This window comes from Blautia intestinalis (assembly GCF_014297355.1).
Classification (GTDB): Bacteria; Bacillota; Clostridia; order Lachnospirales; family Lachnospiraceae; genus Blautia_A; species Blautia_A intestinalis.
On record NZ_JACOQE010000001.1, the window covers coordinates 656,615 to 679,688 of the forward strand.

Annotated in this window: 29 protein-coding genes; 28 read left to right on the forward strand and 1 reads right to left on the reverse strand. The window is 41.7% G+C overall.

All coding sequences use genetic code 11. The annotated features are described in order from the left end of the window. Nucleotides 1-75 precede the first annotated feature (75 nt). The 25 genes from rplF (at nt 76) to H8Z79_RS03105 (ending at nt 21,093) form a co-directional block, all read left to right on the forward strand. The gene (rplF, locus tag H8Z79_RS02985; protein ID WP_015542257.1) at nt 76-615 is read left to right on the forward strand and encodes a 50S ribosomal protein L6; all 540 of its coding nucleotides are present in this window, start codon (nt 76-78) and stop codon (nt 613-615) included. Between the two features lie 17 nt (nt 616-632). After that, entirely contained in the window at nt 633-1,001 is a 369-nt protein-coding gene (gene rplR, locus H8Z79_RS02990) for a 50S ribosomal protein L18 (protein WP_015542258.1), read from the forward strand. A 17-nt stretch (nt 1,002-1,018) separates the two neighbouring features. Beyond that, nucleotides 1,019-1,528, forward strand: a complete 510-nt coding sequence (gene rpsE, locus H8Z79_RS02995) for a 30S ribosomal protein S5 (protein WP_015542259.1) — start codon at nt 1,019-1,021, stop codon at nt 1,526-1,528. A 13-nt stretch (nt 1,529-1,541) separates the two neighbouring features. Continuing rightward, nucleotides 1,542-1,724, forward strand: coding sequence for a 50S ribosomal protein L30 (gene rpmD, locus H8Z79_RS03000; protein WP_015542260.1), 183 nt, complete (start codon nt 1,542-1,544; stop codon nt 1,722-1,724). Between the two features lie 39 nt (nt 1,725-1,763). Further along, a complete protein-coding gene (gene rplO / locus H8Z79_RS03005; protein ID WP_015542261.1) occupies nt 1,764-2,204 on the forward strand; it encodes a 50S ribosomal protein L15 in 441 nt (146 codons plus the stop codon). Then, entirely contained in the window at nt 2,204-3,520 is a 1,317-nt protein-coding gene (secY, locus tag H8Z79_RS03010; RefSeq protein ID WP_118039830.1) for a preprotein translocase subunit SecY, read from the forward strand. The genes rplO and secY overlap by 1 nt, the downstream gene beginning before the upstream one ends. Before the next feature lie 73 nt (nt 3,521-3,593). Continuing rightward, on the forward strand, nt 3,594-4,238 hold the full coding sequence (locus H8Z79_RS03015; protein WP_015542263.1) for an adenylate kinase: 645 nt from the start codon (nt 3,594-3,596) through the stop codon (nt 4,236-4,238). A 2-nt stretch (nt 4,239-4,240) separates the two neighbouring features. Beyond that, on the forward strand, nt 4,241-4,996 hold the full coding sequence (map, locus tag H8Z79_RS03020; RefSeq protein WP_005428549.1) for a type I methionyl aminopeptidase: 756 nt from the start codon (nt 4,241-4,243) through the stop codon (nt 4,994-4,996). 22 nt (nt 4,997-5,018) lie between these two features. After that, nucleotides 5,019-5,237 carry a translation initiation factor IF-1 gene (infA, locus tag H8Z79_RS03025; RefSeq protein ID WP_005428560.1) on the forward strand — a complete coding sequence of 73 codons (219 nt, stop codon included), beginning with the start codon at nt 5,019-5,021 and terminating at the stop codon, nt 5,235-5,237. A gap of 214 nt (nt 5,238-5,451) precedes the next feature. Continuing rightward, nucleotides 5,452-5,931: an NUDIX hydrolase gene (locus H8Z79_RS03030; protein WP_182279236.1), complete on the forward strand. Its 480-nt coding sequence runs from the start codon at nt 5,452-5,454 to the stop codon at nt 5,929-5,931. A gap of 133 nt (nt 5,932-6,064) precedes the next feature. Continuing rightward, nucleotides 6,065-6,178, forward strand: a complete 114-nt coding sequence (rpmJ, locus tag H8Z79_RS03035; RefSeq protein ID WP_003497809.1) for a 50S ribosomal protein L36 — start codon at nt 6,065-6,067, stop codon at nt 6,176-6,178. Nucleotides 6,179-6,478: 300 nt separating this feature from the next. Next, on the forward strand, nt 6,479-6,847 hold the full coding sequence (gene rpsM / locus H8Z79_RS03040) for a 30S ribosomal protein S13 (RefSeq protein WP_015542265.1): 369 nt from the start codon (nt 6,479-6,481) through the stop codon (nt 6,845-6,847). Between the two features lie 170 nt (nt 6,848-7,017). Beyond that, nucleotides 7,018-7,413 carry a 30S ribosomal protein S11 gene (gene rpsK, locus H8Z79_RS03045; protein ID WP_015542266.1) on the forward strand — a complete coding sequence of 132 codons (396 nt, stop codon included), beginning with the start codon at nt 7,018-7,020 and terminating at the stop codon, nt 7,411-7,413. Between the two features lie 18 nt (nt 7,414-7,431). After that, nucleotides 7,432-8,025, forward strand: coding sequence for a 30S ribosomal protein S4 (rpsD, locus tag H8Z79_RS03050; RefSeq protein ID WP_015542267.1), 594 nt, complete (start codon nt 7,432-7,434; stop codon nt 8,023-8,025). 59 nt (nt 8,026-8,084) lie between these two features. After that, a complete protein-coding gene (locus H8Z79_RS03055; RefSeq protein ID WP_072521736.1) occupies nt 8,085-9,044 on the forward strand; it encodes a DNA-directed RNA polymerase subunit alpha in 960 nt (319 codons plus the stop codon). A 96-nt stretch (nt 9,045-9,140) separates the two neighbouring features. Further along, nucleotides 9,141-9,677, forward strand: a complete 537-nt coding sequence (locus H8Z79_RS03060; protein WP_118039866.1) for a bL17 family ribosomal protein — start codon at nt 9,141-9,143, stop codon at nt 9,675-9,677. A 170-nt stretch (nt 9,678-9,847) separates the two neighbouring features. Then, nucleotides 9,848-10,534, forward strand: a complete 687-nt coding sequence (locus tag H8Z79_RS03065) for a response regulator transcription factor (protein ID WP_015542269.1) — start codon at nt 9,848-9,850, stop codon at nt 10,532-10,534. Further along, complete coding sequence (locus H8Z79_RS03070) at nt 10,524-11,804, forward strand: sensor histidine kinase (protein ID WP_118039828.1); 1,281 nt, start codon at nt 10,524-10,526, stop codon at nt 11,802-11,804. The genes H8Z79_RS03065 and H8Z79_RS03070 overlap by 11 nt, the downstream gene beginning before the upstream one ends. A 16-nt stretch (nt 11,805-11,820) precedes the next feature. Next, on the forward strand, nt 11,821-12,486 hold the full coding sequence (locus H8Z79_RS03075) for a DUF4352 domain-containing protein (RefSeq protein WP_182279235.1): 666 nt from the start codon (nt 11,821-11,823) through the stop codon (nt 12,484-12,486). Nucleotides 12,487-12,658: 172 nt separating this feature from the next. Then, nucleotides 12,659-14,656 carry an aryl-sulfate sulfotransferase gene (locus tag H8Z79_RS03080; protein ID WP_118039826.1) on the forward strand — a complete coding sequence of 666 codons (1,998 nt, stop codon included), beginning with the start codon at nt 12,659-12,661 and terminating at the stop codon, nt 14,654-14,656. Nucleotides 14,657-14,669: 13 nt separating this feature from the next. After that, on the forward strand, nt 14,670-16,733 hold the full coding sequence (locus tag H8Z79_RS03085) for an aryl-sulfate sulfotransferase (RefSeq protein ID WP_187002671.1): 2,064 nt from the start codon (nt 14,670-14,672) through the stop codon (nt 16,731-16,733). A 164-nt stretch (nt 16,734-16,897) separates the two neighbouring features. Next, nucleotides 16,898-18,232: a MurT ligase domain-containing protein gene (locus H8Z79_RS03090; protein WP_118039824.1), complete on the forward strand. Its 1,335-nt coding sequence runs from the start codon at nt 16,898-16,900 to the stop codon at nt 18,230-18,232. Beyond that, nucleotides 18,232-18,957, forward strand: coding sequence for a type 1 glutamine amidotransferase (locus H8Z79_RS03095; RefSeq protein WP_015542275.1), 726 nt, complete (start codon nt 18,232-18,234; stop codon nt 18,955-18,957). The genes H8Z79_RS03090 and H8Z79_RS03095 overlap by 1 nt, the downstream gene beginning before the upstream one ends. 10 nt (nt 18,958-18,967) lie before the next feature. Next, on the forward strand, nt 18,968-19,573 hold the full coding sequence (locus H8Z79_RS03100; RefSeq protein ID WP_118039823.1) for a WCX domain-containing protein: 606 nt from the start codon (nt 18,968-18,970) through the stop codon (nt 19,571-19,573). Nucleotides 19,574-19,593: 20 nt separating this feature from the next. Further along, entirely contained in the window at nt 19,594-21,093 is a 1,500-nt protein-coding gene (locus H8Z79_RS03105) for a substrate-binding domain-containing protein (RefSeq protein WP_187002672.1), read from the forward strand. Nucleotides 21,094-21,165: 72 nt separating this feature from the next. On the opposite strand, the gene H8Z79_RS03110 is transcribed toward H8Z79_RS03105, so the two are convergent. Beyond that, nucleotides 21,166-21,738, reverse strand: a complete 573-nt coding sequence (locus H8Z79_RS03110; protein WP_015542278.1) for a xanthine phosphoribosyltransferase — start codon at nt 21,736-21,738, stop codon at nt 21,166-21,168. Nucleotides 21,739-21,919: 181 nt separating this feature from the next. Between H8Z79_RS03110 and yedF the strand changes: the two genes are divergently transcribed. From yedF to H8Z79_RS03125, 3 genes are read left to right on the forward strand one after another with little or no spacing between them, the layout of a single operon-like run. Then, the gene (gene yedF, locus H8Z79_RS03115; RefSeq protein WP_118039821.1) at nt 21,920-22,540 is read left to right on the forward strand and encodes a sulfurtransferase-like selenium metabolism protein YedF; all 621 of its coding nucleotides are present in this window, start codon (nt 21,920-21,922) and stop codon (nt 22,538-22,540) included. Further along, complete coding sequence (locus H8Z79_RS03120; protein WP_015542280.1) at nt 22,537-22,773, forward strand: DUF3343 domain-containing protein; 237 nt, start codon at nt 22,537-22,539, stop codon at nt 22,771-22,773. The genes yedF and H8Z79_RS03120 overlap by 4 nt, the downstream gene beginning before the upstream one ends. Continuing rightward, complete coding sequence (locus H8Z79_RS03125; RefSeq protein WP_015542281.1) at nt 22,766-23,023, forward strand: hypothetical protein; 258 nt, start codon at nt 22,766-22,768, stop codon at nt 23,021-23,023. Before H8Z79_RS03120 ends, H8Z79_RS03125 begins: the two co-directional genes overlap by 8 nt. Nucleotides 23,024-23,074: the final 51 nt, after the last annotated feature.

Here is a 23,074-nt window from a genome sequence, read left to right on the forward strand (position 1 = left end):
TTGATAGATGAAGAAATGACTGAAAACAGAGAGGATTTATTTCTCTCCGACAATCTAAGTAAGGAGGACAATATTATGTCACGAATCGGCAGACTTCCGGTAGCTATTCCGGCAGGCGTTGAAGTAAGCGTAGCTGCAGGTAATGTAGTAACCGTTAAGGGCCCAAAAGGAACACTTGAAAGAGCGCTTCCGACAGAAATGGAAATCAAAGTTGAAGATGGTCATGTAGTAGTTACAAGACCAAACGATCTTAAGAAAATGAAAGCATTACACGGTCTGACCAGAAGCCTTATCCACAACATGGTTGTTGGTGTAAGCGAAGGCTACACAAAAGAGCTTGAGGTTAACGGTGTAGGTTATAGAGCACAGAAACAGGGCAAGAAACTTGTTCTTTCTCTGGGATATTCTCACCCGGTAGAGATGGAAGATCCAGAAGGTCTGGAATCTAAAGTTGATGGAAACAAGATCATTGTTTCCGGTATCAGCAAAGAAAAAGTTGGCCAGTACGCAGCTGAAATCAGAGATAAGAGAAGACCGGAGCCATATAAAGGCAAAGGTATCAAGTATGCTGATGAAGTTATCAGACGTAAAGTTGGTAAGACTGGTAAGAAATAAATAAGGAGAGTGAGAATATGATTAACAAAGCATCCAGAGCGGAAATTCGCGAGAAAAAACATAGAAGAATCCGTCATCATCTCAATGGAACAGCTACTACTCCTAGACTGGCAGTATTCCGTTCCAACAAGCATATGTATGCACAGATCATTGATGACACTGTAGGAAAAACTTTAGTATCTGCTTCTACTCTTCAGAAAGATGTAAAAGCTGAACTTGAAAATACTGATGATGTAAAAGCAGCAGCATACCTCGGAACTGTAATCGGAAAGAAAGCAGTTGAAGCTGGTATCGAAAGCGTTGTCTTCGACAGAGGAGGCTATATCTATCACGGTAAAGTTAAGGCACTGGCAGACGCAGCAAGAGAAGCTGGGCTGAAATTCTAAAAGGGAGGAAAAGACACATGAAACATAATCTTATTGATGCTAGTCAGTTAGAATTAGAAGATAAAGTAGTGTCAATCAAACGTGTTACCAAGGTTGTTAAAGGTGGTCGTAACTTCCGTTTCACAGCTTTAGTTGTAGTAGGTGACGGCAACGGACATGTTGGTGCAGGTTTAGGAAAGGCAGCTGAAATTCCGGAAGCAATCCGCAAAGGAAAAGAAGATGCCATGAAAAAACTGGTTACAGTTGCAAGAGATGAAAACAATTCCATTACTCATGACTATGTAGGTAAATTCGGAAGCGCTGAAATGCTTCTGAAACGTGCTCCGGAAGGTACCGGTGTTATCGCTGGTGGTCCGGCCCGTGCAGTTATTGAGCTTGCAGGAATCAAAAACATCCGTACAAAATGTATGGGATCCAGAAACAAACAGAACGTTGTTATGGCTACCATCGAAGGATTGAGCAAACTGAAAACTCCGGAAGAAGTTGCAAAACTTCGCGGAAAATCTGTAGAAGAGATTCTGGCATAAGGAGGACAAAATAATGGCAAACACATTAAAAGTTACACTTGTTAAGTCTCCAATCGGTGCAGTTCCGAAACACAAAAAAACTGTAACAGCTATGGGGCTTACCAAAATGCACAAAACAGTTGAAATGCCTGACAATGCTGCTACAAGAGGAATGATCCAGCAGGTTCAGCATCTTGTAAAAGTAGAAGAAGCATAATAATTTCCAGAGATCGAATAATAAAAGGAGGTGCCAAAGATGGAATTATCAAACTTAAGACCAGCAGAAGGTTCTAAACACAGTGATAACTTCAGAAGAGGCCGTGGACATGGTTCCGGAAACGGCAAAACAGCCGGAAAAGGACATAAAGGACAGTTAGCTCGTTCCGGACACAAGAAACCGGGATTTGAAGGTGGACAGATGCCTTTATATAGACGTCTTCCGAAGAGAGGTTTCAAGAACAGAAACTCTAAAGAAATCATTGCAATCAATGTAGATGTTCTTAATCGTTTTGAAGACGGTACAGAAGTTACAGTAGACGCTTTACTGGCTAGCAAAGCAATTTCCAAAGCCGGAGACGGTGTTAAAATTCTTGGAAATGGTGAACTGACAAAGAAACTTACTGTTAAAGTAAATGCTGTCAGCGAAACCGCAAAAGCAAAAATCGAAGCTGCAGGTGGTACAGTAGAGGTGATCTAATGTTTGAGACTCTTAAAAATGTTTTTAGAGTAAAAGAGATGCGTCGTAAGCTGTTGTATCTGTTAGCGATGATCTTCATCATCCGAATCGGTTCACAGCTTCCCATCCCGGGTGTGGATAGCAGCGTTTTCAAACAGTGGTTCAAGAGTAATACCGGTGATGCATTCAATTTCTTTGATGCTTTCACCGGTGGCTCTTTTGAGAGTATGTCTGTATTTGCACTGAATATCACACCATACATTACATCTTCCATTATCATTCAGCTTCTCACGATTGCGATTCCTGCTCTGGAGGAAATGCACAGAGATGGTGAAGAGGGAAGAAAAAAAATGACTGCAATTACCCGTTATGTCACAGTTGGTCTTGCTCTTTTTGAGTCAATTGCGATGACAGTCGGTTTTGCCCGTGGAAATATCGTTAAAGATATGAGCTTCTTAAAGGGTGTTGTAGTAATTGTCAGCCTGACAGCCGGTTCCGCGATGCTGATGTGGATCGGTGAGCGTATCACTGAAAAAGGTGTCGGAAATGGTATTTCTATTGTACTTGCAGTAAATATCGTATCCCGAATCCCAAGTGATATGACAACTCTTTATGAGAACTTTATTAAGGGAAAAACAATTGCAAAAGGAATGCTTGCAGGAGTGGTTATTTTTGCAATCATTATGGTAGTAGTTGTATTTGTCCTTATTCTTAATGGAGCAGAGAGAAGAATTCCTGTTCAGTATTCCAAGAAGATGGTAGGTAGGAAGATGATGGGTGGTCAGACCACTAATATTCCTCTGAAAGTTAACACTGCTGGTGTTATTCCGATCATTTTTGCTTCTTCTATTATGTCTTTCCCTGGTGTTATCGCACAGTTTGCAGGAAAGGCAAATGGAACTGGCATTGGAAGCGAAATCCTGAGAGGTCTCTCTTCAAGTAACTGGTGTAACCCGTCTCAGCCGCAGTACAGCTGGGGGCTTCTGGTATATGTAGTACTTTGCGTATTCTTCGCATATTTCTACACATCCATTACATTTAACCCGCTGGAAGTTGCTGACAACATCAAAAAGCAGGGTGGTTTTATCCCGGGTATACGTCCAGGAAAACCTACATCAGATTATTTGACTAATATGCTTAATTATATTATATTTATAGGTGCGGTAGGCCTGATTATTGTGGCAGTAATTCCGTTCTTCTTCAATGGCGTATTCGGAGCAAATGTTTCCTTCGGTGGTACATCTATCATCATCGTTGTTGGCGTTGTTCTTGAAACATTGAACCAGATCGAGTCTCAGTTGCTTGTCCGCAATTACAAAGGCTTTCTGAACAGCTAAAACGAAGGCTGTGGTGTGAAAGCATCACAGCCTTTTTTGTTTTTGCTTCATAAAGAAAAGGAGGGTATTTTTTATGCGTATTATTATGTTGGGTGCACCGGGAGCCGGAAAAGGAACTCAGGCAAAGAAGATTGCCGAGAAATATGGTATTCCGCATATTTCAACAGGAGACATTTTCCGCGCAAACATCAAAAATGGTACAGAATTGGGTAAAAAAGCGAAAACTTATATGGATCAGGGGCTTTTGGTACCAGATGAATTAACCTGTGATCTTGTAGTAGACAGAATTCAGCAGGATGATGCAAAGAACGGATACGTACTGGATGGATTTCCGAGGACGATTCCTCAGGCAGAATGCCTCACAGCAGCGCTTGAGAAACTGGGAAGCAAAATTGATTATGCAATTGATGTAGATGTACCGGATGAAAACATTGTAAACCGTATGTCCGGCAGAAGAGCCTGCCTGAAGTGCGGAGCAACTTATCATATCGTGTATGCTGCACCAAAGAAAGAAAATATTTGCGATACCTGTGGAGAAGCACTGGTACTCCGTGATGATGACAAACCGGAAACAGTTTCCAAACGTCTGAAGGTTTATCATGAACAGACACAGCCACTGATCGATTACTACACAAAGCAGGGTGTTTTAAAGACTGTAGACGGAACCTGCGCACTGGATGAAGTGTTTAAGGCAATCGTTGAAATCTTGGGAGAATAAAGATGTCAGTTTCAATCAAGTCAGAACATGAAATTGAGCTTATGAGACATGCCGGTCATTTACTGGAACAGGTTCACGATGAATTGGCTTCTCATATTAAGCCGGGAATCAGCACAAAAGAACTGGATCGCATCGGAGAGGACATGATCCGTTCCATGGGTTGTATTCCGAACTTTAAAAATTATCAGGGCTTTCCAGCATCATTCTGTATCAGTCTGAATGATGAAGTGGTTCATGGGATCCCGTCCAGACAGAAAATTATTCAGGAAGGTGATCTTGTTAAGATCGATGCCGGACTGATCTATAAAGGATATCATTCAGACGCTGCCCGTACTTATGCAGTCGGTGAAGTATCTCCGGAAGCAAAACAGCTTATGGAAGTTACAAAGCAGAGCTTTTTTGAGGGAATCAAATTCGCAAAAGCAGGAAATCATCTGAATGACGTTTCAAAAGCAATTGGTGCGTATGCTGCAAAATTCAATTATGGTATTGTTCGTGATCTGGTTGGTCACGGAATCGGAACTCATCTTCATGAAGATCCGCAGATACCGAACTTCCCGCAGAAGCGCAGAGGCATCAAACTGATGCCGGGTATGACACTTGCAATTGAACCAATGATCAATCTTGGACGCGCAGATGTTGCGTGGGAGGATGACGAATGGACAGTTGTAACAATGGACGGATCTCTTTCTGCACATTATGAAAATACCATTCTGATCACGGATGGAGAACCGGAAATTCTGACTCTTACAAAATGACAGGTGACACAGGAGGTTTATAATGTCAAAAGCAGACGTAATTGAAGTGGAAGGTACTGTATTAGAGAAGCTGCCTAATGCGATGTTCAAAGTAGAACTTGAAAACAAGCATGTAGTGCTGGCACATATCAGCGGAAAGCTGCGTATGAATTTTATCCGTATTCTTCCTGGAGATAAAGTAACAATTGAACTTTCTCCATATGACCTTTCCAAAGGTCGTATTATTTGGCGAGATAAATAAGACCGTGAGGGGGACAGGCTCAGAGTTACGAAGGCCGCTGTCCCCCTCACACTCCCCCTGTTGGCCACGTCTGGTGCAGGGGGAGTTTTTTCGTTAAGAAATAATAAGAGGAGTTCTGGGTTGTGGTAGCATGAAGGGTGTTGACTATAGGCTGTATTCTGTATTCTGGGTTACCGATATATGCAGGTTGAGCCGAAAGAAAAGGGGGATTTTCATGAAGAGTCCGATGACAAGTCTTTGTTATATAGAAAGAAATGATTCGTATCTGATGATGCACCGGATCAAAAAGAAGCATGATGTGAATGCGGGCAAGTGGATCGGTGTCGGTGGACATTTTGAGACGGGAGAGAGTCCGGAGGAATGCCTTCTTCGGGAAGTGAAGGAAGAGACAGGGCTTACACTTCTTTCGTGGAGATTTCGTGGGATCGTTACATTTTCACAGGAAGGTTTTGGGACGGAATATATGTGTCTCTACACTGCGGATGAGTTTGAAGGAAAATTTCATGACTGTGAGGAAGGCATTATGGAGTGGGTTCCGAAGTCGCATCTTATGGAGCTGAATCTGTGGGAGGGTGATAAGATTTTTCTGAAGCTTCTTAAAGATGAAGAGCCTTTCTTTTCTCTGAAACTGTCTTATAAGGAAGACGAGCTGGTGGAAGTGAGCCTGAATGGAAAAGAATTAAAGAAAAACTGAAATAAAAAAATTAAAGAAAATGTAAAATAATACTTGCAATTTGTAATTTCGAATGTTAATATATCATATGTACGCGCTGAGGCGTGTATGAACTGCAGATTCAAGCCTATATTACGGAAAAGGAGGATTTCCAGTGAAAGTAAGATCATCTGTAAAGCCGATCTGCGAAAAATGCAAGATCATCAAAAGAAAAGGATCTATCAGAGTAATCTGTGAAAATCCAAAACACAAACAGCGTCAGGGTTGATCCGACAGTTTGTGAAACGTGCGGCTGCAGTTTGATACACCCGGAAGGGTTGTTCGAACTGTTTTAATATCTTATTAAAGAAGCATGTATTGCCTAATACCGAGAGGCAACAGCGTCCGTGAGGACACAATTTCGGAAAGGTCGTTCTTTCGCCAAAGACGACTGGGTGTTTTACCGAGGCACCCCAATTAGGAAACTAGAAAATCAGAAAGGTTTTGAAGAAGTGCCCCATTTCACCTTGCGAGACTGCAAGTGGTACCGTTCAGAATACTTTCAAAAAGAAAATGGAGGAAACAGTACATGGCTCGTATAGCTGGTGTAGACTTACCAAGAGAAAAACGTATCGAAATCGGCCTTACCTATATCTATGGTATTGGTAGAGCAAGCGCAGACAAAATCCTTGCTCAGGCAGGCGTAAATCCTGACATTCGTGTCAGAGACCTGACAGACGATGATGTAAAGAAAATCAGTGCTGTCATTGATGAGACAATGATGGTAGAAGGTGATCTTCGTCGTGAAATCGCTCTGAATATCAAGAGACTGCAGGAGATCGGATGCTACAGAGGTATCCGTCATCGTAAAGGACTTCCGGTTCGTGGCCAGAAGACCAAAACAAACGCAAGAACACGCAAAGGTCCTAAGAGAACCGTTGCTAATAAGAAAAAATAAAGTGCTTAATAAATGCAAGCTTTTAAGCGCAGCATGAATTTAGTACGTATTTTGTTCGACGACGCTGAATGAAGCCGGGTAATAACGAAGGCTGAATTTAGTGAATCGAACTTCCTTAGACAAGAAGCTTATTAATTTATAATCAAAGGAAAGTGTAGGTTAGTTTTAAAATGGCAAAAGCAACCAGAAAAGCGACTACAAAACGTCGTGTAAAGAAAAACGTTGAACACGGACAGGCACATATCCAGTCTTCTTTTAACAATACAATTGTTACTCTGACAGACAGCGAAGGAAACGCTCTTTCATGGGCAAGTGCTGGTGGTCTTGGATTTAGAGGTTCAAGGAAATCTACTCCTTATGCAGCACAGATGGCAGCAGAGACTGCAACAAAAGCTGCTTTAATTCATGGTTTAAAAACTGTTGATGTTATGGTTAAAGGACCAGGTTCCGGACGTGAAGCTGCAATCCGTGCCCTTCAGGCATGTGGTCTTGAAGTAACAAGTATCCGTGACGTAACACCGGTTCCGCATAACGGATGCCGTCCACCAAAACGCAGAAGAGTCTAATTTAGGAGGTAGCTTGAAATGGCAGTAAATAGAGTTCCTGTTCTGAAAAGATGCAGATCCCTTGGCCTGGATCCGATTTACTTAGGAATTGATAAAAAATCCACAAGACAGTTAAAACGTGCAAACAGAAAAATGTCTGAGTACGGTTTACAGTTAAGAGAAAAACAGAAAGCAAAATTCATCTACGGAGTTCTGGAAAAACCTTTCCACAACTACTACAACAAAGCTGACAGAATGCCGGGACAGACTGGTGAAAACCTTATGGTTCTTCTTGAGAGCAGACTTGACAACGTTGTATTCCGTATGGGTCTTGCAAGAACAAGACGTGAAGCACGTCAGATCGTTGATCACAAGCATGTACTTGTAAACGGCAAATGTGTAAACATTCCGTCTTACCTTGTAAAAGCCGGTGACACAATTGAAATCAAAGAAAAATGCAAAGGTTCTGAAAGATACAAAGGTATTCTGGAAGTAACAGGTGGAAGACTTGTTCCGGAATGGCTGGATGTAAATCAGGAAGCTTTAAGCGGAACTGTAAAAGAACTTCCGAGAAGAGAAGTAATCGATGTTCCGGTAAACGAGATGCTTATCGTCGAGTTGTACTCCAAATAATGCATACTAGCTCGTTAAATACCCTCAAATGTTGACAAACCCAGAAGGAGGGACTTATAGTGTTTGATTTTAATAAACCAAAAATCGAAATTACGGAAATATCCGAAGATAAAAAATTTGGCAGATTCGTAGTAGAGCCGCTCGAAAGAGGTTATGGCACCACACTTGGTAATTCTCTCAGAAGAATTATGCTGTCATCCCTCCCGGGAGCAGCAGTTAGCCAAGTTAAGATTGATGGCGTTCTTCATGAATTCAGCTCTATTCCGGGTGTAAAAGAAGACGTTTCTGAGATCATTATGAATCTTAAGAGCCTGGCCATCAAAAATAACAGCGCTGATAATGAACCGAAAACTGCATACATTGAGTGTGAAGGCAAGGGCGTTGTAACTGCTGCTGATATTCAGGCAGATCAGGATATCGAAATCATGAATCCGGATCAGGTCATTGCAACCCTCAACGGTGGCAAAGACTGCAGACTGGCTATGGAACTTACAATTACACGTGGACGTGGTTATGTAAGCGCTGACAAAGGCAAATCTGAAGATATGCCGATCGGTGTGCTCGCAGTTGATGCTATCTATACACCGGTTGACAGAGTCAATATGGTTGTAGAGAATACCCGTGTTGGTCAGGTAACTGATTTCGATAAACTTACACTGGATGTATATACCAATGGAACATTGGATCCGGATGAGGCTGTCAGCCTTGCTGCAAAAGTTCTGAGCGAACACCTCAGTCTTTTCATTGATCTTTCTGAAAATGCTAAGACTGCAGAAGTCATGATCGAAAAAGAAGACAATGAAAAAGAAAAAGTTCTCGAAATGAGCATTGATGAACTTGAACTTTCTGTTCGTTCTTACAACTGCCTGAAGAGAGCCGGTATCAATACTGTTGAAGAACTGTGCAACAAAACTTCTGATGATATGATGAAGGTTCGTAACCTTGGTCGTAAGTCACTGGAAGAAGTACTTGCAAAACTGAAAGAACTGGGATTACAGCTTCAGCCAACTGAAGAATAATCCACTGTTAGATTAATAGCAGCGGGGATGCCTAAGCATCAGGACAGTAAGACCGAACAAGCATGTTCTGATGTCCCGCAGATGGAGGAAAATAAAATGGCAAAATATAGAAAATTAAGCAGAACATCTGATCAGAGAAAAGCTCTGTTAAGAAATCAGGTGACAAATCTTCTGTATCACGGAAAAATCGTTACCACTGAAGCAAAAGCAAAAGAAATTCGCAAGATCGCTGAAGGTCTTATCGCTATGGCAGTACGTGAGAAAGATAACTTTGAGACAGTTACTGTAACTGCAAAAGTTGCACGTAAAGATGCTGAAGGTAAGAGAGTGAAAGAAGTTGTAGACGGCAAGAAAGTTACCGTATACGATGAAGTACAGAAAGAAATCACTAAAGATGCTCCGTCCAGACTGCACGCTCGTCGTCAGATGGCTAAAGTTTTCTACTCTGTTAAAGAAGTACCTGCAAAAGGTGCCGGCAGAAAGAAAAACACCAAAGATATCGACATGACAAAGAAAATGTTCGAAGAAATCGCACCGAAATATGCTGGCCGTAACGGTGGTTACACAAGAATCGTTAAGATTGGACCGCGTAAAGGTGATGCAGCAATGGAAGTACTTATTGAATTAGTATAATTCTGTTTGTGATTGAAATCTCAGGAGAGATACCATTATGGTATCTCTCTTTTTGATTTAAACAAAAACGTAATAAAAATGTAATAATTTGCAATTGTATCATATTTGCATCAAATTTATACTCTATACTGGAATAGTTGAACTTGATACATTGTGTTAGGAGATTCAATATGAAGAAGATAAAGATTTTGGTCGTAGACGATGAAATTAAGCTTTTGCAGACGGTGACGGAATTTTTAACTTTACAGAATTTTTCTGTTATGCAGGCCTCATCGGGAAGCGAAGCATTGAAGATATTTACGGAAAACAAAAAAGAGATAGAACTTATTTTACTTGATCTGATGCTTCCGGATATAAGCGGCTATTCTGTCTTACGTGAAATTCGCAAGATTTCAGATGTCCCTGTGATTATCCTTTCTGCACGTTCAGAAGTTACAGATCAGATGAATGGATTTGAAAAGGGTGCGGACGACTATATTACGAAGCCGTTCAGTCTGGGTCTTGTAAAACTTCACATAGAGGCTGTCCTGAAGAGAGCCGGAAAAATGAAAAATATCCTGGAGTGTGGCAAAATCAAAATTGAAAAAGGCAGGCAGCTCGTTTATAGAGAAGATGAAATGTTAGAGATGACGCGCCGGGAATATGAACTGCTTTTGTATTTTATAGAACATAAAGAGACGGTTCTGAGTCGTGAAACGATTCTGAATGCGGTATGGGATTATGATTATGCTGGAGATGTGCGAACGGTTGATACGCTTGTAAAGCAGATACGTAAAAAGCTCGGAGATGACTGTAATTATATTCATACCGTGTATGGCATAGGTTATTTGTTTGAGGACAAAGCGGATGAAAAATAAAAGCACTGTTAAAAAAATGTGGTATGCACTTCTTGCATCTGCGATATTGCTGATAGTTGCGGTCTTTGCCTATGGCATAGGCTGTTATCCATTGTATATTAATGAAAAAACTAAAGTCATGCATCAACTGTATGATGAACTGAAGGATATAGAAATTTCAGATATGGATGATGATGACAGGGAGAGTCTGAATGAATATCAGAATGAGAAGATAGATATTTTGATAGTTGATGACAACTTTCAGGAAATTTATTCAAATAAAGGAGAAATGTCACAGTCCCATATTTATAAAAGATTTCAGAATCGGTTAAATGAGTACAGAGAGGAGGGCGCAATTGACAGAAGAATCTATCAGTCACGCCAGAGACTTATTTTAAGAGGAAAGATTGTTCAGGAAAAAAATATTTATTATGCCTATTTGAGAAAAGATGTTCAGTCAGCATATGAAATTGTACATGTATCTGTATTATATTTTTCGTTTGCGATAGCTATTTTCATTTTAATTCAGTATTTATGGTATCGGAAATGCAGAACGGAAGAAAATAATGAAATTGGTCAGGCAGATTTGCAATTGCAGGAAAGACAGACCGAGTTTGTGGCAAATGTTTCACATGAACTGAAAACTCCGATTGCCGTAGTATCCAGCCAGATTGAGATGTTGGAGCTGATGGGCGACAAGATAGACAGAGCGTACTATTTTTCATCAATCCATGAAGAACTGGATAAAATGTCAAAGATGGTCGGAGAACTTCTGGATTTTAGTATGCTGGACAATGCACTGAATACTATGGAAATCAGTTCCGTCGATGTATCGGAGATGATAGAATATCTTTTGCTGCGATATGAAGGACTTTTTAATCAAAAGGGAATCCGAATAGAACAAAAGATTTCGCCGAATGCAGTTGTACGTGGCAATCAGATGTATCTGGAGCGTGCGGTAAACAATTACCTGATGAATGCAATGCAGCATACAAGACAGGGAAAAAAGATCTGCGTTACAGTACAGAAAGAAAAAAAATATATCACGATCAATGTATTTAATGAAGGTGAACAGATAGCTGAAAATCAGCTGGAACATATCTGGGAGAGCTTCTATACATTATCAAGAAAGAATAAAGGCGGAGACACGCAGAAAATGAATGCAGGTCTGGGACTTTATATGGTAAAAAAAATCATGGAATATCATAAAGGTAAATGTGGTGCTGAAAATCAGGCGAATGGAGTAAATTTCTGGCTGCAGATACCGGTATATGAAGAAAAAAGTAAATAGCAGAAGGAGAAGAACAATGCGAAACAATAAAAAATTATTTTTAATAGCTGGTTTGATTTCAGTATCTATGCTTACAGGCTGCGGAAATGCAACAGAGAAAGAGGATGATACGAAGGCAGAAACATCCGCAGCTGAAAGTACGGCAGAGAGCACTGAGGCTGCTGAGACAGAAGGTGCAGAATCAGAAGACACTATGGCAGACAGCTCAGATGCCGAAACGGCTGATACAGCGACAGAAGATGCAAAATCAGAAGAATCAAAGACATTCGATGCAAATACGGTTTCCGTAGCAGGCTGGAATTTTACAGTAGAAGATGTGCAAAAAAGCAAGTCACTTGAAAACGTCAGTGTAGAGCTTGGATACACAGATGTAGAGACAAACAGCTTTAAGAAAGAAGCGAGTGACGGAAAAACATTCTGTATGATTAAAATGAAGATAGAAAAAGACGGAAGTACAGAAAGTATCGACTGGGCAAATATGAAAGTCACAGACGCAGACGGAAATGAATATGAAAGAATGGAAGATGAGTTCCTGAGTGATCTGGGAATGATGCGTATGCCGGGAAATACTCTTAATTTCGGCACCAGTGAAGGCTGGATGATCTATGAAGTCAATGAAGATGCAGAGGGACTTACATTAAATTACAGTTTTAATGAAGAAGAGTATCATAGTAATCTGTAGTAACTATTCAGAAGGTAGTATCCCGCGAGGTGTTTTGGCATGTTTTTTGCCAAAATCCCGAGACATACAAGGCAAAATGCCATCACCGAAGGTGATTAGGAATGCATTTTGACTCGTAACTGTGAGGGTACTGAACAGTTACAATCTGTAAATAAACAAAAGGAGACAGGGTATGTACGGCAGAAAGAGACGGAAACTTTTCATGATTGCAGCTGTTTGTGCTGCGTGTGTATCCGGAACTGCTTCCACAACAGTAAGTGCGGATGAAAATAACACTGAGAATGTAACAAATGTACTTGAAAAAACAGATATTTTCGAAAACCAGAATCAGATCGATGAAGCATTTAAATCAGAATTAGATAATAAATATCCACTGGAAAATGCATTGATCGTGGTAAATCCGTACGGAACATCGCCTTTGTCTGCGGTAGCTGTATTTTCCACGGAGGAAGAGACAGGCGGAACCATTACGGCAAAAGGAAAATCACCGGAAAATGATATAGTCGGAAACATTGAGTCGGCAAAAGATCATATTGTACCGATCTACGGCCTTTATAACGGAGACACCACGACTGTTGAGATCAGTCTGGAAGATGGTGAAAAGTCCTCTTTTGAGGTTACGACAGAAAAGACAGAGATGGATTGCGGCGATGTCAAAATGGAAATATTTGATGAAGCAAACTATGATTACTCAAATCTGTCATTTTTGTGTTCAACCATGGACTCCGTGTATGCGATTGACGGTGCCGGAGATATTCGTTTTTATACGAATATGGGTGGTTCACTCGGTGTTCATCTGCTCGCCAATGGACATCTGATGATGCCGGCTCCATATGTTTTAAAAACCAGCTATTATAAAGAAGGTCTGCTTGAAGTAGACCTGAATGGAAAAATTTATCGTGAATATGCCATCCCGGGAGGACAGCATCACGATTTCAGAGAACTTTCAAATGGCAATCTGCTTGTAGCGTCAGACAGTCCGGATCTCAGCTCGGTAGAGGATTATGTAGTCGAAATTGACCGTGAATCCGGCGAAGTTGTATGGGAACTGGATATGAAAGATCTTCTCGATATCGAGGATGGTGCATCAGCATCCATGGAAAGTGATGGAAGTGCCGAGGAAGACTGGTTCCATAATAACGGTCTCTGGTATGATGAAGCAAATGACCTTGTTCTTCTTTCTGCAAGACATAAGGATGCAATTGTAGCAGTGAATAAGACCGACAAAACAATTGCATGGATCCTTGGAGATCCGACCGGATGGGACAAGACAGACAAGTCACTTTTCTTTACACCAACCGGAGATGATTTTGAATGGTTTTATGCTCAGCACTGTGTATCCATGCTGGATAATGGCGATATCATGCTGTTCGATAACGGTACGGCAAAAGTCAAAAGAATTGATAATGACAATCGTGTGACGGGAGATCAGGTATATTCCAGAGCTGTTATTTATCATATCAATACAGACGATATGACTGTATCGCAGGTATATGAATACGGAAAAGAAAGAGGCGCAGACTGGTATGCAGACTGGATATCAGGTGTAGATTCTCTGGATGGTACGAAAGACCATCTGTTTATCACGGCAGGTTCTCATCTGTACAGTAAGGAAGAAAACAGAAGCGATTTTTATCCGTCAGACATGTTCCGTCAGGGACTTACAAAGATGACACATATTGATCAGGTTGATGAAGGAAATCTGACAGCAGAGCTGACTTTATCGGGAGATTCGTATAGTGTTCTGACATTCAGAGCATTCCGAATGCCTTTGTATACAGAAAATACAGATTTTGATATTACCGCAAAACCGGAAGTACTGGGAAGTCTTGGTGAGACGCCGTATGAGACACAGGATATTGATCTGTCATCAGCTGAAGCACTTCCGGAAGGATGGACGATCAAGTTGGACGATTTAAAAGTCTCTGTGGAGGGAAACTATCAGATGGAAAGCAAGGCAGATGAGCCTAAAGACGGAACTCTGGTACTTTCAAATGATACGGAAACAAGAGAATATGCACTGACACAGACTTCGACAGAGGGAGATAACGGGGCCAATGTGAAAGTCAGCGGATGGGTTTCTACGGATAGTCTGGATGGAGAGGAATGGGAGATTTATATTCAGGCAGACGGGAAACTTTATAATACGAAATATAAATTAGCTTTATAATGGGAGTTGTAAAATGAAAAAAGGAAAAGTCAGGAGAACTGTTATACTGATCATTGTGGCATGCATGATTCTGACAGTACTCGGATGCGTTGCCTGGAAAAAGCGGATTGGAATTTATAATACTTATATGAAAATGACAGGACGTGAGCCTTCCCGTACAACGCAATGGGTTTTGAAGGGTAAAGAAATCGGTTATCATAAGCAGGTGATCAAAAACGGAAAGAATAAGTCAGAAACTTTACAGATTGCGGACAATGGAAGCAATATGGAGAAAGTGGAATCCACTATTACGCAGGAGGCTTCCTGGGTGGATACGTCTTTAGAAGTTGATCAGCAGCTGGAAGAAGAACAGAAGAACGGATATACGTGGGAAGAGCCGCTGATTGTCCAGAATCCATACAGATATTCACCACTGACTGCTGTAATCTTGTTTGATACGGATGAAGAATGTGAAGTTCGTGTAACTGTAAAGGGAAAAACAGAAGCAGCAGATATCGAAGGAACAATTGATGCGTCAACTTCGCACAGAGTTCCGGTTGTTGGTCTGTATGCGGGACAGGAAAATACAGTTCTTCTTGAGCTTCTGGATGATACCGGCAAAGTTAGCGATTCACAGGAGATTAAGATTACGACGGATCAACTTCCGGAAAAAATGAACGATGCAGTGACACCGGTGAAAACGAGCGGGGAATCTGCTTTGCCGTTAACGATTGTCCATGGACAGGGAGCACGTTATCCATATGCCTATGACTGTATGGGAGACGTTCGGTGGTATCTGGATCGCAAGTCAGATAAGTTTGGTATTTACCCGTTGTCAAATGACCGATTCCTTTTTGCAGCAGGAGATATTGGTATCACGAATATTGGAAAGCCGGATACATCCGATCTTTATGAAGCAGATTATCTTGGGCGTGCATATAAACTGTATTATATACAGCATGGGGTACATCATGATATTGCTGAAAAAGAACCGGGAGGAAATTTACTGATCCTGAGTAATTCCGGTGAAGAGTATTACTGGGATATGATACAGGAAATAGACAGGAAAACCGGCGAAGTCGTCGATGAATTAAAACTGAGTGATATCTTCAGGAAACAATACGTAAATTCGATAGACTGGGCACATATCAATACAATTTCCTATCAGGCATCAGATGATACAATCCTCATAAGTCCGCGTAACCTGTCGGCGGCAGTAAAGATCAAATGGTCTACAAAAGAGATCGTCTGGATGCTGGGAGATCCAAAGCTCTGGAAGGACACAGAATTTGAGCAATATGTTCTGCAGCCGGAAGATGATTTTGTTTACCAGTTCTATCAGCACAGTGTATATCAGCTGACAGCAGATTTGGATGGCAATCCGGAAACTCAGGAAATAAGTATGTTTGATAATCATGCTTCCTTCTTTAAGGACAGAATCAAAGATATTTATGATAATCCGAAGGAATCGTATGTATTGGTTTATTCTGTGAATGAAAAAGACAAAACAGTAAAACAGATTAAAAAAATACCGGTGACATATTCTCAGATTACTTCAAATACCTGTTATGACGAAACAAGCGGACATATTTTCGGAATGTGCGGATATGTCAAAGGTAGAAGCGGAATAAACTATGAAATGGATTATGAAACCGGTGAAATTATTAATCAGTATCAGATCAGCTCCTGGTTTTATCGTTCCACACCAATGAAGATTGATTATAATGATCTTGCCTCTGCGATGGAAACAGATGAAAACTACATCTGTGGAGAACTGCTAAAGCCGGTTGAAACAACGAAAAAACTGACAAAGACAACAGACCAGATGCCTGATGAATCTGAGGTAAGCATGAGACTTATGGACCGTATTCTCTATGTAAGATCAGATTATCATGCAATATCACAGATCATCTTTTCCGGTGAGGACCATACTTATGTATATGATCTTTCCGACAAACTGATCTTCAGCGAAAAGATGATGCTGGTAAATCAGGAAATGGCAGTACCGCTTACGGATATGAGCGCGGACAGCTATGATGTTTATGTGGTATACAAAGATGAATTTTATAACAGTGGTCAGACAATAACCATAAAATAATAAAAGGGATCTCCCATATTGATAAGCTTTTCTGCTTATTGTGTGGGGGATTTTTGATGTTTTTGATATCTGATTTTTGTAACTTTATCCATAAGGTTGATAATTTTTGTATTTTAGCGTACAATCAGTTACAAAACAGTATAAAAAATAAAGGGTTAATTAAGATGAAAATAAGAAAGCTACTCGCAATCTGGGCTGCGAAGGCTGCAGGTGCAGGTTGCAAAATGATGGGACGTCAGGGTGTGACGTGGGCAGGAAAGATTGCATTAAAGATATATCCGCAGATTCTTACTGAACTCTCAAAAGAAGTCAGAAAGGGCATATTCGTAGTCTGCGGAACGAATGGTAAGACAACGACAAACAACATGCTCTGTGCAGCGCTGGAAGCAGAAGGACAGAAGGTGGTCTGCAACCATACCGGCTCTAATATGCTGAATGGTGTGGTCGCTGCTTTTGCACTTGGAGCAGGTCTAAATGGTCATATTGATGCGGATTATGCCTGTATTGAGGTAGACGAAGCATCCACCAGACATATTTTCCCGCGTATGAAACCGAATTATATGGTAATGACAAATCTTTTCCGTGATCAGCTTGACCGTTACGGTGAGATCGACATTACGATGAACATTCTGGAAGAGATGATCCGCACCGTTCCGGATATGAAGCTGATCGTAAACGGTGACGATGCGCTGTCTGCATATATGGCGATGGACAGCGGCAATCCATGCGTTTATTATGGAATCAGCCGTCCGGTTATGAGAAATGAGACAAATGAGATCCGTGAAGGACGTTTTTGCAAGAAATGCGGAGAACGTCTGCAGTACAGTTTTTATCATTACAGTCAGCTGGGAGATTACCAGTGTCCGAAATGTGGTTTTAAACGGCCGGTTCCGGATTATGATGCAGAAGATGTAAAAGTCGGCGATCAGCTCAGTTTCTCTGTAGAGGGAAAGCGAATTGTTGCAAATTACCGTGGATTTTATAATGTATATAATATTCTGGCAGCTTATGCAGGTATCCGTACTGCGGGCTTTAAGGCAGAACATTTTATGGACATGCTTAAAAACTTTAACCCGGAAAACGGCAGAATGGAACAGTTCCGCATCAAGGGTGCCGGTGTGACTCTGAATCTTGCGAAGAATCCGGCTGGCTTTAACCAGAATATTTCTGCTGTCATGCAGGATACCAATCCGAAAGACGTGATCATTGCGATCAACGACAATGCGCAGGACGGTATTGATATTTCATGGCTCTGGGACGTGGATTTTGACCGTCTCGGAGAAGATAGCATCCGTTCTGTTACTGTCAGCGGTATCCGCTGTCAGGATATGCGTCTGCGTCTGAAATATGTAGATATTCCATCCATTCTGGAATCTGATGTTGAAAAGGCAGTCCGTGACCGTGTGGCGGACGGAACCGGAAACTTATATGTTTTGGTAAACTATACGGCACTTTTCAGTACCAGAAATATACTTAAGAAGCTGGAGGGAGAACACTGATGAAACTGACAATAGGACATTTATACCCGGAACTTCTTAATCTTTATGGTGACAGAGGCAACATCCAGTGTCTGATGAAGAGATGCCAGTGGAGAGGTATTGAAGCAGAGACGATCGCATTTGAAATGGGAGACATCATTGATTTTTCCAAACTGGACATCGTGCTTCTGGGTGGTGGCTCGGACAGAGAGCAGATGATCGTCTGCGAGAAATTAAAAGAGATCCAGAAAGATTTTAAGGCATATGTGGAGGATAACGGTGTTGTCATTGCAATATGCGGTGGATATCAGCTGCTCGGAAGCTACTACAAGACAGAACAGGGCATGATCGAAGGCCTGAGTCTGGTCGACATGTACACAGAGCAGGAAGAAGGCCGCCTGATCAGTAATATCGTTTTGCAGAGTGATCTTTTTGAAATGCCGGTAGTAGGATTTGAAAATCACGGCGGAAGAACCTGCATCAACGATAACAAACCTCTGGGCAAAGTTCTGTACGGAAAGGGAAATGACGGCAGGACCGGGTATGAAGGTGTTGTTTATAAAAATGTAATAGGAACCTATCTTCATGGACCGTTGCTGCCGAAGAACCCGCAGCTTGCGGACTGGCTGATTCTGAAGGCACTTCAGCGTAAATACGGAGAGCAGACGGCACTTACAGAGCTTGACGACAGTCAGGAAAAAGAAGCGAACGATTATATTTTTCATCGATTTACACAAAACAGATAAGGGGATACAAATGGCAAAATCACACAATCAGAAAGCAAAAATCCTGATCCTTGAACATCTTCTGGCAGGCACATCCCGGGACCGGGTCGTGACAATGCAGGAGATCCTTGACAAACTTGCAGAATATGAAATTACAGCAGAACGAAAAAGTATTTACGATGATCTGGAAGCCCTGCGTGAGTTTGGGCTGGATATAGAGTTCAAAAGAGGCAGACCGGGCGGATATTATCTGAAAAATGGAAATGTTCCATCGGTACAGAAAAAACCGGCAGCAGATAAAGCGCAAAAAGTTGTCCATGCAAAAGCTTCTGCCGGAGCAGAGAGCGGTTTTATGAGTCTTTGTAAATCTGAGCTTCAGGAAGCAGACAAACCAATGAAATTAGTGTGCCGGAAATCAAAAGAAAAAGAGATGCGGGCATTCTTTGGAACAATGGCAGAATACAAAATAAAAGAAGACGGTGAAATTCAGATTACTGTACCACAGATCAGTGGTCCGCAGTTTTTCGGCTGGCTGACGGCAATGGGAAAAGATGTACATATCCTGAAACCCAAAAAGACGGCAGCAGCATATAGAGACTATCTCAAAACTCTTGCAAAAGAGTACAAAGGTGTATAAAGGACAGAAAGGAAATCAGCATGAAAAAAAGAGCAGTTTGTATCATACTCGGAGTATTGCTGACCGGAACCATGTTCACCGGTTGTGGCAAAAACAAGGCAACAGAGGCAGCCAGTGAAAGTGCGCAGACCGAGAAGGAAGGCATTGGGGAGGACGTAGAGAAAGATTCTGAGACAGACAAAAAATCTGATAAAGATTCTGCAGATAAAGATACTGCAGATAAAGATACTTCCTCCGATAAAAAGACATCTGCGACAGAGACACCCGTTGCAACGGAGACGGGAATTCCGGAGGAAGAAACAGAGACATCAGACGCTGAAAAAATTGCAATTTTACTTCCAAATGAAGATGAATGGACCAGAGATGCCAAAGAACTCGAGGCGAAGTTTACGGATGATGGTTATGCGCCGGTAATCATGTATGCACAGGATGACGCAGATGAGCAGGCATCTCAGGTCAGTGACATGACAGAGGAAGGCGTATCTGCAATGGTGATCGCACCGGTAGATCCATATGGCTTAAGTGAGGAACTTAAAGCTGCAAAAGAGGCTGAAATTCCGGTAATTGCATATGATGATCTGATCATGAATACGGATGGAGTAAAATATTATGTGACTTTTGGCGGACGTCAGATCGGACAGCTGATCGGACAGGAAATTATTGACAAAGAAGAACTTGATAAGCTTCAGGAAGAAAAGGGCTCAAACACGATTGAGTTCCTTATGGGTTCGCTGGATGATACACAGGCACTGTTTTTCTATAATGGACTGATGGAAAAACTGCAGCCGTATCTGGATGACGGTACACTGGTATGCAAATCCGGACAGATTACATTTGAAGAGACCGGTATCTTAAGATGGAGCATGGACGAGGCACAGTCACGTGCAGAAGATATTCTGGAGGAAGCTTATCAGGACGGAGAGGCACCGGATATCATCTGTACAGGCTTTGACGGTGCGGCAGAAGGAGCGGTGAATGCACTTCAGAATAACGGACTGACACCGGGAGAAAACTGGCCGATGATTACAGGAGTCGGATGTGATGAGGATGCAGTAAGGGACATCGCAGAGAGTGAAATTGCATGCAGCGTCTTTATGGATCGCAGAGTACTGGCAGATCAGGCAGAAGATATGGTAAATGTATATCTGCATGGAGAAGACGATCCGGAAGTTAATGATTATGAACAGTATGACAATGGTACAAAGATCATTGCTTCTTATCTGTGCGAACCACAGCTTATCAATATAGATAATTACGAGATTCTGATCGATAACGGATATTATACAGAAGATGAGGTAAAACCGGAAACTACACCGACACCGGAGCCGACTGTGACACCGGAGATTACTGAGGAACCGGATGTTACTGCTACGCCAGAGGTAACAGAAAGCCCGGAAGCAACCATAACTCCGGAGGTTACCGAAGAATCTGAGGAGACTGCAACTCCAACACCGACGGAAAAGGTGACACCAACTCCAAAGGAACGTGTGACTTTAAAACGTTCCACAAAGAATAAATAATTGAATTATATAAAAGACAAACAAAAAAGGAACCTCTGTCAGCCGGCAGGGGTTCCTTTTATGTAGTTAAGATTAGTCACGGAAAGTTAAGGAGTCATCTGTCATGGAATCTACGATTGCGAGGGATTCCAGACGTACACCCATGTCACGAATCTTCTGACCGCCGTTCTGGAAACCTTTCTCAATGACAATGCCGGCACCTTCAAGAGTTGCACCGGATTCTTTAACAATATCGATGAGTCCGAGTAATGCACATCCATTTGCAAGGAAGTCATCAATCAGAAGTACATGGTCTTCCGGTCCGAGGAATTTCTTGGACAGGATTACATCATAGACTTTCTTATGTGTGAAGGATTCTACCTTGGAACAGTACATTTCACCATCAAGATTCAGACTCTGGGCTTTTTTGGCAAAAATGACAGGTACATCAAAATACTGTGCGGCAATACAGGCAATACCGATGCCGGATGCCTCAATAGTGAGGATTTTAGTAATCGGACAATCTGCGAAACGTCTTTTAAACTCTTTGCCGATCTCGTTGATGAGAGTAATATCCATCTGATGATTCAAAAAACTGTCTACCTTCAAAATATTTCCTGGTTTTACGATTCCATCTTTCAGTATACGGTCCTTTAAAAGCTGCATGATTTCTCTCCTTTGATTTCTAAGCGTTTTCATAAAATTATAATAATGATACTCTATTCTTCGAAGAAGTTCAATTCTTTTCGACAAAATTTTTTAAAACGAGCCTGCGTTGCAAAAGTCCGGGAGGTCTGCTACAATGAAATTAATATCAGGGAAATGACGGATAACAGGAGGTAATAAAATGGCTGAACAGAAATATACAGTAAATGCAATGGGCGAGCAGTGCCCGATTCCGGTTGTAAAGACAAAGAAGGTTCTGGACAGTGTACAGGGGGATGCGGAGATCACAGTTTTTGTAGATAATGAAACTGCAGTACAGAATCTGACAAGAATGGGAAGGACTGCCGGGGCAGAAGTACTTGCCGAGAAAAAAAGTGACAGAGAATTTCATGTGATTCTCCGTGTGAAAGACAGACAGCCGGCCACCGGTACTCAGGAAGAAGTGACCTGTATTCCGGATGCAAAGGGAGATTTTGTGATCGCAGTGGATACCGCAACGATGGGAAGAGGTAATGATGAACTTGGCAAAGTTCTGATGAAGGGCTTCCTTTTTGCTGTGACACAGCTTGATGAGCTTCCGAAGACCATGCTGTTTTATAATGGCGGTGCGACGCTCACGACAGAAGGCTCCGATTCACTTGACGATTTAAAGAGTCTGGAGGCACAGGGCGTGACGATTAAGACCTGCGGCACCTGTCTTAATTATTACGGACTGACTGAGAAACTCAAAGTAGGCGAAGTGACCAATATGTATGATATTGTAGAGACGATGGCGAAAGCATCCAAAGTTGTAAAACCATGATCAAAAAAGTACCAAGATATCTTCTGACCTTCTTTAATACAAGTGGTGCAATTGCAGTGGAGCGTTTCTGTAAAGAACGTGAGATTCCCGGAAGACTGATTCCGGTACCACGTGAGATTTCAGCAAGCTGCGGCCTTTCCTGGGCAGTTTTGCAGGAAGAAAAGGACTGCCTTGAATTGGTAGAACGTGAATTTGCAGAAGAAATCGAAGGAAAGTGGATGCTGGATGTCTGAAATCCGGAAAGAGTGGAAAACTATGAAAGAATACGAAGTAATCTGGGAGATTTTTAATAAGTGTCCCAGAAACCAGATGCGCGATGTGTTTGTCGAAGAGGTAGAGATTGCAGATCCGGAAGAGTATGTCAGGCACAAATTTCAGGGAAAAGATGTGAGCTACGACAAGACTGTCCTGCCGGACGGTACGATTGTATTTGATATTGTGACTTCTCAGATAAAACAACGATGTTCCTTTACAGAGATTTAGTATTTATGGTATAATAATATTTACGCAATAAAATACCGGAATGCCTGAAAC